The following is a 14,263-nucleotide window of genomic DNA, read 5'->3' as shown; positions in this document are numbered from 1 at the left end:
GCGTCCTCGGGTTCGGCGGTGGTCGTCGAATCGTCCCGGGGGGCGGCGTCTTCGGGCTCGGTGGTGGCCTTGGGCTTGTCGGCGGGCTCGGCGTCCTGGGGCTCGGCCGTCGCCTTCGGCTTGGCGTCCGCGGGCTTGGCGTCCTCGGGTTCGGCGGTGGTCGTCGAATCGTCCCGGGGGGCGGCGTCTTCGGGCTCGGCGGTGGCCTTGGGCTTGTCGGCGGGCTCGGCGTCCTGGGGCTCGGCCGTCGCCTTCGGCTCGGCGTCCGCGGGCTCGGCGTCGGCGGGTTCGGCCGTCGCCTTCGGCTCGGCGTCCGCGGACTCGGGGTCCGCGGCGGTTGCCGACTTGCCTTCGGGCTCGGGGTCCGCGGCGGTTGCCGACTTGCCTTCGGGCTCGGCGTCCTGGGGTTCGGCCGGCGCCGCCGGTTTGGCGTCCTCGGCCTCGGGTGCGTCCGCGGGCGCCGACTCGCCCTGGGGCGCGGCGTCCTGGGGTTCGGCGGTGGTGCCGGGCTCGGCGTCCTCCGGCTCGGTCGCCCTCGTGTCCGTCGGGGCGCCCTCGCTCGTTGCCTCAGGCGCCGTAGCGGTCTCCTCGGCGCTCTCCGGGGCCTCCTGCGCCCTTTCGGCGTCCGCGGGCGCCCCAGGGCCCTCCTCGGCCTTCGTGGCCGCCTCGGGGGCCGTAGCGCCCTCCGCCGGCTTGCCCGTGCGTACCCACGCCGCCACCGCGTCGCGGAGCTTCGAGTCGTCCTTGCCCGTCTCGCCGGTCTCGTCGGTCGTCTTCAGCTCCCGTACCGAGAAGATCCGGGTCGCGGTGTCCACGCCGCCGGCGGTCTCCTTCTCGGCGGCCACCGCCAGTCGCGGGTCGCGTGCTTCGGGAACCGACTCCGCGCTCCCCGACGTCGGTTCTGCCGACGACTCGCGCTGCTTCGACCTGTCGGGGGACTCGCCCGCCACCGATGCCTCCTCCACGCTCCGCACGTTGCCGTGCGCTGTCCGAACCATGTACCAGTGTCCTGTGTGCGGGCTTAGCCCCTGCGGTAGACGAGAACGACATACCTGCCGGTTCCCTTACGAACCGGTCACGCACCCTCGACAGACCAATGTGAGAGGGGTCACCCTGTCATTCATCCACGCGGGGAGGCATGGATGGGCAGGAGCCGCAGAACACTTCCGGAGGAGCTTCTGCTGCTGGCACTGGACCCGGCCACGGGTACCACTGCACAGCCGCAGTCGCTCGACCTCGGTCTGGCCGGAGCACAGCTAGTAGAGCTGGCGCTGGCCGGACGGATAGCCCCAGACGGGGATCGTATCGCCGTGGTGCAGCCACGGCCGACTGGAGATCCGACTTTGGACTGTGCGTTGGAGTTGCTGCGAAGGCGCGGCGCTCCCGTACGGGCTGTTCACTGGATCGGTGGGCCACGTCTCGGCCTCCGCCAGGTCTATCTCGCGCATCTGGAACGGTGCGGCATGGTCGCCGCCGTGGCGGGTCAGATGTGCGGGGTGTTGCCGACCACTCGCTACCAGGCGACGGACAATGCCGTCACCCGGGAGATCCGTGGCCGGCTGGATTCGGCGATCCGCACCGGCGTACCGCCGGACCCGCGGACCGCGGCGCTCGCCGCCCTGGCCCACGCGGTCGGTCTCGGCAAGCACCTGTACCCGGGGAACGAGGGCCGCTCCTCGCGTTCCCGGTTGCGTGACCTGATCCGGCACGACCCGATGGGCGGGCTCGTGGCCCACGCCGTCATGGACGTGCAGAACGGCGCGGCCGCCCAGCCACGCCGCGCCCCGGCCCAGACCGGACCGGGCGTCAGGTCCGCCGCGCCGGAACCCGCTCGCGGTGTTCCGATGCAACCGCGCCGCGGCGCGGGAGCGATGGCGCGCGCCGTGGTGCACTGAGCCGCAGTTCCACGGCAGCAACAGCCGGCCTCGGCCGGCGGCACAGCACCCCTGAGACCCGGTTCGGGAGCCGCTGGTCCGAGCGGGGCGGTGGAGGCGTACGCAGTACGCGCCTCGCCGCCCCGCTCGGCATTTCCGTCCGGAGAATCCGGAACGTGCCCGAACTGACGCGTACGCGCCGCATATCCGCTGTTTCCCAGCGGTAGGAGACACCTTGGTGGCAGTCTGCTCAACAGCAGATACGCAAAGTGGTAGTTACAGGCAGGCAGCCGGAGGTGCACGTCCCGTGGCGTCCAATGTCAATCCCACCGTCAGGCGACGCCGGCTGGGCCAGGAGCTGCGCAGGCTCCGCGAGCTCAAGGGCATGACGGCGGAGGAGGTGGCGGAGCGGTTGCTCGTCTCCCAGTCGAAGATCAGCCGGCTGGAGAACGGGCGCCGGAGCATCAGTCAGCGCGACGTCCGCGACCTGTGCGGGGTGTACGAGGTCGAGGACCAGCGGGTCGTCGAGTCCCTGATGGAGATGGCCAGGGATTCGCGGCAGCAAGGATGGTGGCACGCGTTCGGGGACATCCCGTACAGCGTCTACATCGGTCTGGAGACCGACGCCGAGTCGCTGCGGGTGTACGAACCCCAGCTGGTCACCGGGCTGTTGCAGACCCGGGCGTACGCCGAGGCCCTGGTGCAGGGCGCGTTGCCGGAGACCTCCGCCGCCGACATCGAGAAGCGGGTCCAGGTCCGGATGCGGCGACAGGAACGTATCACCGCCGAGCACAACCCCCTCCGCCTGTGGGTGGTGCTCGACGAGGCCGCGCTGCGCCGGCTGGTCGGCAGCAGGCTGGTGATGCGCGAGCAGCTGGAGTACCTGATCGAGATGTCCCAGCAGCCGCACATCACCGTCCAGGTGCTGCCCTTCGAGTGCGGCGCGCATCCCGGCCTCAACGGCCAGTACGCGATCCTGGAGTTCGCCGACGCCGCCGATTCCAGCGTCGTCTACCTGGAGGGCGTGACCAGCGACCTCTACCTGGAGAAGGCCCACGACGTGCAGAAGTACGCCGTGATGTACGAGCACCTGCGCGCCCAGTCGCTGAACGTCGAGCAGTCCCGGCAGTTCATCGCCGACGCGGCCAAGGAGTACGCCCGCTGAGCCCTCCCGGACGCTCTCCCGGACGGAGGGCGCCGGATCTTACACCGGCGTAACGCTCCCATGGAAGTCTCCTCTGGAATATGCCATCCGGACGAGTGAACGGGTACTCCAGGCGAGGAAGTTGGCTAGTAGCGTCGATCACGCCAACCGGTCAGAAAGGTTGGCGTGAATCGCACTACAGCAAGCACCACAGCAACTCGCAACAGGAGTGGACATGGCACTGCTTCAGGGCGCCACGGAGACGTGGACGAAGTCCTCCTATTCCGCAGGGAACGGGGCGTGCGTCGAGGTCAAGTCGCCGACGACCGCGGGACTCGCCGTACGCGACTCCAAGGTCGAGGAGGGCCCGGTCCTCGCGTTCCCGGCCGGCGCGTGGAACGCCTTCGTGACCTCGGTCAAGGCGTAGGGGGCATTCGCTGACCCACCGCTTCCCGTTCCCGACGACCACAACTGCACAAGCGTCACCCGGAGCCCTCTCGACCAGCCCGCCGTCCTTGCCGAGGGGGCTCGGCTTGTGCCCACGGCACCACCGGCCGCCGTCACCGCACCACCCCGGCCGCCGTCACCGGCCGCCGTAACCAGCCGCCGTCACCGGCCGGTTCTCACCGCACGGGAAACGCGACATCGCAGACCGGGTCCTCCGGTCCGGCCGCGTCCCAGTCCGCGAAGTAGACCTCCCGGCACGGGCCGTCGTACGCCAGGCCCTCCCGCCCGGCGACCCACCGCTCCACCGCCTCGAAGGCCGCCACGATCTGCGGATGCGCCACCTGCGCCTTGCTGATCCTCGTGTACGCCAGCGTGCACGCCGGTTCGACGCGCACCGCCGTCTGCCAGGCGCGCCCGTGGCGCTCGGCCCAGGCCCGGGCCGCCGCCTCGTCCGCCACCGGGACACAGGCCTCGGCGGGCCCGTCGCTCTCCATGGACACCTCGGCGTGGTAGACGACGAACGGCGCCCCGGTCACACCCCCGCACTCCCGGGCCGCCGCCTCCAGCCGGCCCAGCGAGGCGCCGATCCAGGCGGGCAGCTCGTCCGCCAGCGTGTGCCGCGTCTCGGTGATCACCACCTGCGCCGGCACCTCGACCGTCTCCACCGCGAACGTCTCGTACATCTCGGTACTCCCTCCGGACAGCCGTCCACGGAGGTATGCGGCCAGCGTCCGCTGCCCGGCGACCTGTCGCTCGACGTCCGCCCAGTACGCGGCGAGCAGCCCGGCGGCCGTCTCCCCGTCCGGGTCGGCGTCCGCCGCCTCGACCACCCCGGCGATCCTCGCCAGCGGCATGTCCAGCTGGCGCAGCATCGCCACCAGCCGGGCGCGCTCCACCTGCCCGGCGCGGTAGTACCGGTAGCCGGTCACCTCGTCGACGTGCGCCGGGGCCAGCAGCCCGAGCCGGTCGTAGAGGCGCAGGGCCTTCGCCGAGAGCCGGGAGCGCGCGGCGAAGGCGCCGATCGTGAGCAGCTCCTCGTCCACGGCGTCCACCACGTCCTCCACGGCCGCATCCTCCGTCACCGGGCGGATCCGTTCCGCCCGGTGACCAGGAGGCTCGTCCCTGCCCCAGGGGCAAGGTCAACCCGGGTTCAGGCCAGGGCGGCCTCCACCGCCGCCACGACCTCCGCGGACTCCGGCTCGGTCTGCGGGGCGAACCGGGCGACGACCTGTCCGTCCCGGCCGACCAGGAACTTCTCGAAGTTCCAGCGGATGTCCCCGGTGTGCCCCTCGCCGTCGGCGAACCCGACCAGACGGTCGTAGAGCGGGTGCCGGCCCTCGCCGTTCACCTCGACCTTCTCGGTCATCGGGAAGGTGACACCGTACGTCGCCGAGCAGAACTCGGCGATCTCCTCGGCGCTGCCGGGCTCCTGGCCCATGAACTGGTTGCAGGGCACCCCGAGCACGGTGAAGCCCTGCGCCGCGTACCGCTCCTGGAGCTTCTCCAGGCCGTTGTACTGCGGGGTCAGGCCGCACTTGGAGGCCACGTTGACAATGAGCACGGCCTTGCCGCCGTAGCCCGGCAGGCCGGCCGAGCCGCCCTGCAGCGCACCGATCTCCACGTCGAGCACGGACCCGTTGTTCTCAGTAGTCGTCATGGACGGATGCTAACTCCGCGAAGCGGCGGTCCGGGTTCCGGCCTCGCCCGGCACGTCCCGGCCGCCGTCCGTGACGCTCACGGCGACGGCGTCACGCCGTCGCCGGCTACCGCGGCTCGACGGGAGCGGACGGCTCGGCCGCCGGCTCCTTCGGTGCCGTGAGTTCCCCCGCCGGCCCGAACTTGTCGGCGACGGCGGCGATCTGCTCGATGCCGGCCTTGAGCGCGGCCGACCCGCCCGGCCCGGCCGGCTCCCGCTCGTTCTTCTCGACCTCCTGGTCGAGCCGCTTGGTCGCCCGCTCGAAGTAGCGCAGCAGCTCCACCGGGAACGGCATGACGAGCGTGGAGTTCTTCTCGGCGGCGACCTCGACGACGGTCTGCAGGAGGCGCAGCTGCATCGCCTCCGGGGTCTCCGACATGATCCGGGAGGCGTTGGCGAGCTGCTGCGCGGCCTGGAACTCACCGTCGGCCGTGATGACCCGGGCCCGCCGCTCCCGCTCCGCCTCGGCCTGCCGGGACATGGACCGCTTCAGCGACTCCGGGAGCTGGACGTCCTTGATCTCGACGCGGTCGATGTGGATGCCCCACTCCGCGGCCGGGCTGTCGATCATCAGAGCGAGCCCCTCGTGCAGCCGCTCCCGGTCGGTCAGCAGGTCGTCCAGGTCGCTCTTGCCGATGATGGAGCGGAGCGAGGACTGGGCGACCTGGCCGACGGCGAACACGTAGTCCTGCACCTCGATGGCCGCGCGGACCGGGTCGGTGACCCGGAAGTAGACGACGGCGTCCACCTTCACCGACACGTTGTCCTTGGTGATGCCCTCCTGGGTGGGCACCGGCATGGTGACCACCTGCACGTTCACCTTGCGCATCCGGTCGGCGAAGGGGATCAGGAAGGTGATCCCCGGCCGCCGGAAGTCCGGCAGCGCCTTGCCCAGGCGGAACACCACCCCACGTTCGACCTGGTTGACCACGCGCATCCCGCTGCGCAGCACGAGCAGGGCCGCCACGACCACCAGTACGACCCCTACAACGGCGCCGTCCATGGGCACACACTCCATTCTCGACGTGATCCGGACAAGAATCCGGACAAGAATGAGGACACGTCCGGGCCGTCCCGGGATGCGGGTGCCGGCGTCAGGAGTGCGTAAAGAAAACCGGCCCACCGCGGGGGAGTGGGGGTACCGCGGCGGCCACGACCCGCTTCCGTCCAGCGCGTGCCCGCGACGCGTGCCCGGCCGGACGGAAGCGGCGGCGGACCCCTTCGGTCGTTCGTCAGCACAAGGGGCCGCCCGGCCTTCCAGACCGGAAGGTGCGACGCCGAGGGTGGCGTCCGGCTTTCCATGGTGCGCCATCCCGCCCGCGTCGCAACGACACGTACGGGTTCGCCCCCAAAGGCGTTCATCAGGGCCCGAGTTGCCTCCGCGGGCGGCCGGCCTGAGGTAACGGAAGCGCCGGCCCCGTGAGGCCTGCGGTGCGATTGTTCCGTAATCTCATGATCACATTGAGTGGCACCCGGTCGTCCCACCATGCTGTCGTCCAACTCCCCCGCGGCGCCTCAGCACCGCCGCGGGGGAGCGGCTTCCAGACGCTTCTCCCTCTCAGGGAAGGTGAGATGACCAACAGGCAGATGATGACCGTGGCCGTACTGGCGGCGGTCCTCGCGTGGAGCACGGTGATGACCGCGCTGGGGCAACTCGCGGCGGTGGCCGCGCTGTTGCCCTCGCTCGGACTCCTCGTCCAGCAGATCGGCACCGCACTGGGCGCCTCCGGCGGCACGGATCCCGGGCAGAGCCCGACGCCTCCCGCACCGGCGCCCCGCTCGTCGGCACCCCGGACGCCGGCGGCCCCGGCCGGGAGCGAGGAGTCGTCACGGTGAAGAAGCCAGAGGTGCCCGAACAGCCCGGGGGAGACCCCCACAGTCGCCGCGGCCGGCCCCCGGAGCCGATCGGCGAGGAGGTCGGCGTCGCCCACCGCACCTGGCTGGAGCCGGTCCGCAACCGGCTCGTCGCCAGCGGACTGACCCTCGACGAACTCGTCAGCCGCTCCGGCTACTCCAAGACCCGGCTGTCGGAACTCCTGCGCGGCAAGGGCTACTACCCCGGCTGGGAGATCACCTACAGCGTGGTGAAGGCCCTGGACCTGCCGCCGTGGCCGCTGCGCCGCCTGTGGACCGCGGCGGCCCGGGAGGCGGACAAGAACCAGGTCTGGATCGAGAACCGCATCCGCGCCGTGCAGCCGCTGGGCCCCGAGCAACCGCCCGTCGCGCACCTCGGCTTCACCCAGATCATGCGCGGCCCGTACACCGCTTACGCGCGGGCCTTCCTGCAGTCCGAGGACCGGGCCCAGCGCGCGGTCGGGGAGACCTTCGACATCCTCTGGCTCACCTGGGACGTGGCGATCTCCGGCCCCGACACCCCGCGCCACGCCTGGCAGATGCTGCGCTCCCGGGTCATGTCCCGGGCCGTCCAGCAGGACGGGCACCCCGACCTGCGGCAGGCGGCCTTCGTCACCGTCGCCCAGGCGGGCATCGCCGACCTGGGTGAGCGCAAGAGCCGTATCGACACGATGGCGGACTTCTTCGACGCGATCGCCCGGCTGCCCCAGGACCAGATGGACGTCATCGTGCTGCGCCACCTGTGCGGCGTCCGTCCCGACGCCGTGCCCGGCATCGTCGGCCTGACCCCGGCCATGACCCACACCCTGGACCACCACGCCCGAGGGGCGCTGACCGGCCTCTACCTCCGCACCGACACCCTGGAGTGATCACCACGGCCATGAGCATCATCGACGACCTTCTCGCCCAGTCCCGGCTGCTGCCCGACCCGCACGTCCCCGCCGACGTCGTCCCGTACGACGACCTGGCCTACCCCGCCTTCACCGACGACGGCCGGCTGTTGTGGGACGGTGACGGACCCGACCTCGCCGACGACGGCGCCGCGCAGAGCCTCGCCGCCCTCTGCGAGGCCGTCGTCGCGCACTGCACGCCGGACCAGCTCGCCGACTTCCTCACCGACCAGCTGCCGCAGCCGCGGGCCGCCTGGATCCTCGGCTGCGCCCTCCAGCTCGCCGGCGCCGACGACGGGGCCCGCTTCTGGTGGCAGTACGCGGCCGGCGCCGGTGACGAGCCCCCGTCGTACTGCCTCTACCTCCAGCACCTCGCCCGCGGCGACACCCATGCCGCCGCGCTGTGGCAGGCCCAGGCCGGAGCCCACGTGCCGGACGGCGACGACCCGGCCCCCGCGGACGACGCCCCGGCGTACCGCCTCGTGACCGCGGACACCAGCCTGCCCACCGTCCTGCGCATCCTCAGCCGTCTCACCCGGGCCACCCCCCGCCGGCACACCCCGACCGCGGCCGCGGTCATCGACTTCGTGGCCACCGCCGTGGCCATCGGCTACGACCTCCACCCGGACCTCGAGATCCCGGTACCGGGCCCGCACTTCGCGGAACACCTGGAGATCATCGTCGCCGCGACCGCGCTGCCCCCCGCCCCCCGCTCCACCACCCCCGTGCATGCCGTCCGCGGTCCGCGGCCCGAACCCGGCACGGCCCTCCCCAACCGGCCCGCGTCGGAGACCACCGCCGAGAAGGTCCAGGAGCCCGAGCGGCTGCTGGTCGAGGTCACCGGCGCCGACCACGAACCCGAGTCCGCGTCCGCGTTCTTCAAGGCGGCGGTCGCGGTGTGCTGGCGGACCGTCACCGCCGCCCGGACCGCCGCCGGCCCGGACGGGCAGCCGGGCACCCGCCGCGCCTACTACCTGGACCGTTTCCGCACCCGTTCCCCACGGCCCGCGGGCTTCGCGACCAGGTCACCGTCCGGGGCGGGTACACCTCACCCGCATGGGCTATGATCGATCCAGAGCTGGTCGGCCCGATCCGGTCCGTCCGGTGCTGCGTTGGTGGTCCAAGGAAAGACGCCCCGCTTCCTGCGGGGAAATGCAGGTGCAAGGCCTGCCCGGCGCTCCATACCGAGGCCCGTCCACACAGTGGACGGGCCTCGCGCCTTGCCTGGGGCGAAGCGGACCGGGCCGCCCGGGACCGTCACGTCTCCGGCCCCCACCACTCCGGCCCGCCGCCCCGCCAGTCGATCCACGGCGCCTGCGCCACGTCCGCCGGATCGACCTCCAGCCCGGCTCGGCGAAGGAACTCCGCGACGTCGGTCACGTTGTGCGCCAGCCCGAGGATCTCGCCGTCCACGCGCACGCGCCGGCCACCCGTCGGCGACGGCGGATGCACGATCACCCGTATCGGTCCGGACATGCCTTCAGGATCATCCGGGACGTACGGTCCCGCACTCCAGCCCGTCATCCGAGCACCCTCAGCTCCCTGTCCGGTCCGGCCGTCCCAGGTCCCGCAGCTCCCGCCACGCGGCGGGGCCCGGGCGCCGTTGCTGCCAGTAGGGATGGAAGAACACCTGCGCCGACAGCCGGTACAGCCGCCGTCGCAGCTCGGTACGCCCGGGCCGCACGGCGAGCTGCCGGTAGGTGGCGCTCCATTCCTGCTGCGCCCGGGCCAGGTCCACGGGAAACGATCGCATGACCAAATTCAAGCACGTGTTCGATTTTGGAGTCCACCGAAGCGGAACCCCGGAGCGACCATGAAAAAAACCGGCGCGCCCCCCTGCAGGGGTGGGCACGCCGGGCAGCGCGCCCCCAAAGGGGCGCTGGGGGTACCCCCGGCCGAAGGCCGGGGGAGGAACTGCGCGACCGGCCACAACGGCGCCGCAGCCGACCGACGGCCCCGGATGTCGGCGCGGCATGGCGCTCAAGCGGAGCGCCTAGTCGACGTCCACCGGACCGTCGTCCGACTTGCGCGCCTTGCCGGTGGGCAGCTGGAGCAGGCTGCTGCCGTTGCCCTCGCCGTCCCCCGGGCGGCGGCCGTCGGAGCGCTGTCCGTCGGACTCCTGGCCGCTCAGGTTCTGCCGGACCGAGTCGAGGATCGTCAGGCCCTGGGACACCAGGCCGGCCGCGATCTCACCGAGGCCGTCCGCGCCGTTGAGGACGTTGACGTTGGCACCGGCGAGGCCGCCGGCGGCCTCCTTGACGATCTGCGGGAGCTGGTCGATCAGCATCCGGTCGAGCGCGACCCGGTCGTACGACGCGGCCGCCTCCGCCTGGATCTTCATCCGCTGTGCCTCGGCGGCCGCCAGGATCCGGACCCGCTCGGCCTCGGCCTCGGCGGGCTTCACGACCTCGGCCACCAGCTGCTCCTGGCGCAGCTTGGCCTGGCGCAGGGCAAGCTCCGTCTGGGCGGCGAGCACCTCCTGCTGGGCGTGCGCCTGCGCCAGCGGACCGGCCTGCGCGGCCTGCGCCTGGGCGCGGTCCACCTCGGCCGAGTACTCGGCCTTGACGATGGCGGTCTGCCGGGCGTACTCGGCCTGGTTGCGGGCCGCCGCCTGCTCCGCCTCGACCGAGGCCTGGGTGGCCTGCGCCTGCGCGATCTGTGCCTGCCGCTGGATGGCGGCCTTGTGCGGCGCGGACATCGCGTCGATGTAGCCGGTGTCGCCGTCGTCGATGGACTGGATCTGCAGCGAGTCGACGATCAGGCCGATCTTCGCCATCTCCGTCTTCGAGGTGTCCAGCACCTCCGCGGCGAGCTTCTGCCGCTCGGTGACGATCTCCTCGACCGTCATGGAGCCGATGATGGCCCGCAGGTGCCCGGCGAAGATCCGGCCGGTGAGCACCGACATCTGCTCCTGGTCGGAGAGGAACCGCTGGCCCGCGTTGATGATGCTCTCGTGGTCGTTGCCGACCTTGAAGGCGATGACCGCGCGGACGTGCAGGGAGATGCCCTGCCTGGTCACGCAGGTCTCGGTGACCTCGGACTCGCACATGGACAGCGTGAGGAAACGGACCTTCCGTATGACCGGCAGCACGAACTTGCCGTGCCCCGTGACCACTCGGAACGGCGCGCCCCCCAGTCCCCGCCTGCCCCCCGAGATCAGCATCGCCTCGTCGGGAGCGGGTACGCGGTATCCGAACATTCCTGTCTCTCCTCAGCTGGCCTCGGCGCTGTCGCCGAGCGCGTCCAATGGATCCACCCACTCGATGACGCAGACCTCGCGGCATCCCCGTGATTCGATCACGAGCACCGTCGCACCGACCGGCAGGGGCTCCTCCGACCAGGCGAGAAACGTCTCCAGCCCGCCCCTGACCCGCACCAGGACTTCGCCGGGGCCGGTGGAACCGCGCGTTCCGATGAGCACCTTCCCCGTGCAGCCGATCACGGCCTCGTCCTGCGGCATCACCGGCCGTCCTCCTCGTCCTGGCCCCGTGATTCCGACGATAGACCCGATCCGCGCGGGACCCAACGGTCGGGAGAGGCCGTCCTCCGTCACGGCGCATACGACGCCCCGAACGCACCGGCGGTTCCGGGGAGAACACCCGTCCGCGGTCGTCGGAACCGGATCGGAAGCGGTTGGAGGGTGCCGGCGGAAGCGGCCGGGGTGGTGTCGTGGACGGCGGTGAGGCCGGGCGACGCGGTGCGGGGCGCGGACGGCGGGTGATGCCGCGAAGGGGGAACGGACAGATGCGGAGCAGCCCGCCGGCCCGGGGGACACGTCCGAGCCGGCGCCCGGTCTCATCGCCGTCGTCAGTCGGCCGCGCGCAGGCCGAGCACCAGGTGCTCGAAGCGCTGCTCCACCGGGGTCAGGTCGGTCCGGGCCAGCTCCTGGGGCAGGATGACGATCCGGAGTTCGGGGGTCAGGGCGGGGTGGCGGCGGCAGGCCTCGATGAACGAGTCCACGATCAGGGCGGCCAGCTGGCCCCGGTCCAGATCGGTGACCCGGGCAAGGCCGGAGCCGATCAGCGGCACGGCGACCGGCTTGAACAGGCCGTTGACCGCGACCGAGGCCCACAGGCTCTCCAGACTCAGCCGCAGATCGGCGTGGTTGGACCTGGCCACCAGGTCGTTGCCGAGCCGCGAGTAGGCCGTGGCGAACACCCGGCGGCCCTCGACCGGTACCACCACGGTCGTACCCACCGGATAACGGACCCGGCGGCCCAGCGGCTTGGCCCGCACGGTCTCGGTGCCCACCGACTTCACCGCCCGCAGCCCCGCCCGCAGCCGGTCGTCCAGCAGGCGGCGCTTCCCGGCGAACAGCCGGTCGACGAGCTGGCTCTGCAGGCTCTCCCGGCTGATCACGAGATCCTCGGCGGTCTCCGTGTCGAAGGTGTCGGAGAACCCGATCACCAGGTTGCAGTCCGCCTGGTCGAACAAGTCGCCGCGTACCAGCACCACATCGGCCCGCTGGCCGGGCAACGGCACCCGGTGCCGCAGCAGTTCGGCCCCGTGCCGGGCGCGCAGCTCGGCGCGCAGGGCCTCCAGGACGCGCGCCGCCTCGACGTCGTCGGGATGCTCGTGGGTGATCAGTTCGGCGACCGGCAGGGCGAGTTCGGGCCGACCCAGGTCGGTCTGCACGCGGACCAGTTCCCGGCGGGCCGCGTCCTGAAGGGCGGTCAGGCGGCGGACGAAGGGCACCGCGAACCCCTCGCCGTTGACCTCGGCCAGCGGCCGGCCGCGCACCAGGGACAGCGCCTCGGACAGCCGGTGCGCCGCGGTGGCCGGGGGTGCGAGCAGAGCGTCGTTCACGATCGCGGTGAACCGCGCGCTGTCCAGCTCCTCGGGCCGCAGCACCAGCCGGTAGGCGGTCTCCGGGCCCTGCACGGTGACCTGCTGCTCGGTGCGCAGGACATGCGTTCCCGCGCTGTCCTGGCCGGGGGTGCCGGGGGACAGCGCCCGCCGCAGCTCCAGGACCCGTTTCTGGACCTCGTTGCGGTTGCGCTGGTCCAGGTGGCGCGGCTCGTCCGCGAGCCCCCACACGTCACGGCGCAGTTGCCGTACCGGGACCGCCTCGCCCTCGGCCGCCACCAGGCGGACCAGCAGCCGTACGGTCAGCGGCGTCAGCCGGACCGGAACCCCGTCGACCTCGAGCTGGACCGGGCCCAGTACCTTCACCCGGATACGTGCTCTCGCACCGGCCATCCGCGTCGCCCCCCGGCGGTTCAACGTCACTCTGCGTCAGCCATAGTGACTGAAAGATTATCATGATGCCTTGGGGAATCCATGAGTTCGGGTGATTCAGCCGGGCTGGACCCGATACGGCCCCCGAGCACCTTCCGGCGTGGTACACGGCGCGCCCGGCAGGTCTTCCTGCGCGACACGATGGTGGCGTTCGGCGGGCTGTCCGCCGTGTCCCAGGTCGTGGGCCCGTTCGTGCCGCACAGCGCCTCCGGCGCGGTCGTCGGGCTGTCGGTGGGGGCCTGCCTGGGCTGGGGGCTGCTGCGGTCGCGCCCGGCGGTCCGGGTACGGCAGGTGTTCCGGCGGCCCGACATGACGGTGGTCGTCGAGACGGGCGACCTGTTCGACCAGCCGGCCCACCTCGTCGTCGGCTTCTGCGACACCTTCGACACCCTGTCGGCCGGCGGCCGGGTCATCAACGGCGACAGCGTGCAGGCGCAGCTCCTCGACCGCCGGTACGGCGGCGACGTGGACCGCCTGGACGCGGAGCTGGGCGCGGCGCTCGCCCCGGCCGGGCCGATCGCGCGGGAGGAGCGGGCGGACAAGCCGCTCGGCAAGCTCGACCGCTATCCCGTCGGCACGGTGGCCGTGCTGGGCGCCCGGCCGCGGCTGGTGTTCGGCGTGGCCTACAGCAGGATCGGCAACGACTACGTGGCCTCCTCCGGCGTGGAGGACCTGTGGCGGGGCCTGGCCGGGCTGTGGGACGCGCTGCGCACGCACGCCCAACTGGAGCGGGTGGCCATGCCGTTGACCGGTTCCGGGCTGGCGCGCCTCGGCCACCTCGACCGGGACAGCCTGCTCCGGCTGATCCTGATGTCCTTCGTGGCCCGCTCCCGGGAGGCCGCGATCTGCCGTGAACTGCGCGTCGTCATACGGCCCGAGGAGCTGGAGGGCATCGACATGCGTGAGCTGGCCGCGTTCCTGAGCGCCCTGGCGTCGGGCCCGGAGCGGTAGCGCACAGGAGAGGGGGGGGGGGGGCCCCCGCCCCCCCCCCCCCCCCCCCCCCGGCGGCCGGGCCGCGGGGGGGGGGGGGCCCCCACCGCTCGGCTTGCCACGCGGTTGAACGAGCCCGAGCCGCCCCGCCCGACCGAGGAGTGGCCGGACGCCGGGTAATGGGCTTCGG

At 72.2% G+C, this 14,263-nt stretch carries 15 protein-coding genes and 1 pseudogene; 7 read left to right on the top strand and 9 right to left on the bottom strand.

The features are described 5' to 3' along the window. Positions 1 to 998, bottom strand: a pseudogene (locus ACFY0P_RS51720) (hypothetical protein); the annotation flags it as partial. Positions 999 to 1,142: 144 nt separating this feature from the next. Between ACFY0P_RS51720 and ACFY0P_RS51715 the strand changes: the two are divergent. The 3 genes from ACFY0P_RS51715 (at position 1,143) to ACFY0P_RS51705 (ending at position 3,445) form a co-directional block, all read left to right on the top strand. Beyond that, positions 1,143 to 1,895 (top strand): GPP34 family phosphoprotein, encoded by a 753-nt coding sequence (locus ACFY0P_RS51715; RefSeq protein ID WP_388929459.1) that lies wholly within the window; start codon positions 1,143 to 1,145, stop codon positions 1,893 to 1,895. A 286-nt stretch (positions 1,896 to 2,181) separates the two neighbouring features. After that, positions 2,182 to 3,039 (top strand): helix-turn-helix transcriptional regulator, encoded by an 858-nt coding sequence (locus ACFY0P_RS51710; RefSeq protein WP_093501737.1) that lies wholly within the window; start codon positions 2,182 to 2,184, stop codon positions 3,037 to 3,039. A 214-nt stretch (positions 3,040 to 3,253) separates the two neighbouring features. Continuing rightward, the gene (locus tag ACFY0P_RS51705; protein ID WP_089102095.1) at positions 3,254 to 3,445 is read left to right on the top strand and encodes a DUF397 domain-containing protein; all 192 of its coding nucleotides are present in this window, start codon (positions 3,254 to 3,256) and stop codon (positions 3,443 to 3,445) included. Positions 3,446 to 3,641: 196 nt separating this feature from the next. Here ACFY0P_RS51705 and ACFY0P_RS51700 read toward each other — a convergent pair whose 3' ends face one another. The 3 genes from ACFY0P_RS51700 to ACFY0P_RS51690 all read right to left on the bottom strand — a co-directional run bounded on the left by ACFY0P_RS51700 (position 3,642) and on the right by ACFY0P_RS51690 (position 6,164). Further along, positions 3,642 to 4,547 (bottom strand): MerR family transcriptional regulator, encoded by a 906-nt coding sequence (locus ACFY0P_RS51700; protein ID WP_388929458.1) that lies wholly within the window; start codon positions 4,545 to 4,547, stop codon positions 3,642 to 3,644. A gap of 68 nt (positions 4,548 to 4,615) precedes the next feature. Further along, positions 4,616 to 5,122, bottom strand: coding sequence for a glutathione peroxidase (locus ACFY0P_RS51695; RefSeq protein WP_388929457.1), 507 nt, complete (start codon positions 5,120 to 5,122; stop codon positions 4,616 to 4,618). A 106-nt stretch (positions 5,123 to 5,228) separates the two neighbouring features. Beyond that, positions 5,229 to 6,164 carry a slipin family protein gene (locus tag ACFY0P_RS51690; protein ID WP_388929456.1) on the bottom strand — a complete coding sequence of 312 codons (936 nt, stop codon included), beginning with the start codon at positions 6,162 to 6,164 and terminating at the stop codon, positions 5,229 to 5,231. 569 nt (positions 6,165 to 6,733) lie between these two features. Between ACFY0P_RS51690 and ACFY0P_RS51685 the strand changes: the two genes are divergently transcribed. The 3 genes from ACFY0P_RS51685 to ACFY0P_RS51675 are packed head-to-tail and all read left to right on the top strand — an operon-like array spanning position 6,734 to position 8,972. After that, positions 6,734 to 6,997 carry a hypothetical protein gene (locus ACFY0P_RS51685; protein WP_388929455.1) on the top strand — a complete coding sequence of 88 codons (264 nt, stop codon included), beginning with the start codon at positions 6,734 to 6,736 and terminating at the stop codon, positions 6,995 to 6,997. Next, complete coding sequence (locus ACFY0P_RS51680) at positions 6,994 to 7,884, top strand: XRE family transcriptional regulator (protein WP_388929454.1); 891 nt, start codon at positions 6,994 to 6,996, stop codon at positions 7,882 to 7,884. Before ACFY0P_RS51685 ends, ACFY0P_RS51680 begins: the two co-directional genes overlap by 4 nt. A gap of 11 nt (positions 7,885 to 7,895) precedes the next feature. Then, on the top strand, positions 7,896 to 8,972 hold the full coding sequence (locus tag ACFY0P_RS51675; RefSeq protein WP_388929453.1) for a hypothetical protein: 1,077 nt from the start codon (positions 7,896 to 7,898) through the stop codon (positions 8,970 to 8,972). A 190-nt stretch (positions 8,973 to 9,162) separates the two neighbouring features. Here ACFY0P_RS51675 and ACFY0P_RS51670 read toward each other — a convergent pair whose 3' ends face one another. The 5 genes from ACFY0P_RS51670 to ACFY0P_RS51650 form a co-directional block, all read right to left on the bottom strand. Beyond that, the gene (locus ACFY0P_RS51670) at positions 9,163 to 9,381 is read right to left on the bottom strand and encodes a hypothetical protein (RefSeq protein WP_388929452.1); all 219 of its coding nucleotides are present in this window, start codon (positions 9,379 to 9,381) and stop codon (positions 9,163 to 9,165) included. 58 nt (positions 9,382 to 9,439) lie between these two features. Next, the gene (locus ACFY0P_RS51665; RefSeq protein WP_388929451.1) at positions 9,440 to 9,658 is read right to left on the bottom strand and encodes a hypothetical protein; all 219 of its coding nucleotides are present in this window, start codon (positions 9,656 to 9,658) and stop codon (positions 9,440 to 9,442) included. A 240-nt stretch (positions 9,659 to 9,898) separates the two neighbouring features. Continuing rightward, positions 9,899 to 11,104 (bottom strand): SPFH domain-containing protein, encoded by a 1,206-nt coding sequence (locus ACFY0P_RS51660; protein ID WP_388929450.1) that lies wholly within the window; start codon positions 11,102 to 11,104, stop codon positions 9,899 to 9,901. Positions 11,105 to 11,116: 12 nt separating this feature from the next. After that, positions 11,117 to 11,365 carry a hypothetical protein gene (locus ACFY0P_RS51655; RefSeq protein ID WP_351484675.1) on the bottom strand — a complete coding sequence of 83 codons (249 nt, stop codon included), beginning with the start codon at positions 11,363 to 11,365 and terminating at the stop codon, positions 11,117 to 11,119. A gap of 347 nt (positions 11,366 to 11,712) precedes the next feature. Continuing rightward, positions 11,713 to 13,077 carry a macro domain-containing protein gene (locus ACFY0P_RS51650; RefSeq protein ID WP_388929449.1) on the bottom strand — a complete coding sequence of 455 codons (1,365 nt, stop codon included), beginning with the start codon at positions 13,075 to 13,077 and terminating at the stop codon, positions 11,713 to 11,715. 108 nt (positions 13,078 to 13,185) lie between these two features. On the opposite strand from ACFY0P_RS51650, the gene ACFY0P_RS51645 reads away from it, so the two are divergent. Further along, positions 13,186 to 14,094: a macro domain-containing protein gene (locus ACFY0P_RS51645; RefSeq protein ID WP_388929448.1), complete on the top strand. Its 909-nt coding sequence runs from the start codon at positions 13,186 to 13,188 to the stop codon at positions 14,092 to 14,094. Positions 14,095 to 14,263 lie beyond the last annotated feature (169 nt).

The sequence above is a fragment of the Streptomyces sp. NPDC001714 genome, assembly GCF_042892755.1.
In the GTDB taxonomy this organism is placed as follows: domain Bacteria; phylum Actinomycetota; class Actinomycetes; order Streptomycetales; family Streptomycetaceae; genus Streptomyces.
The sequence above is the reverse complement of the archived record's forward strand: the minus strand, read 5'-3'. Positions and strand labels throughout refer to the sequence as shown.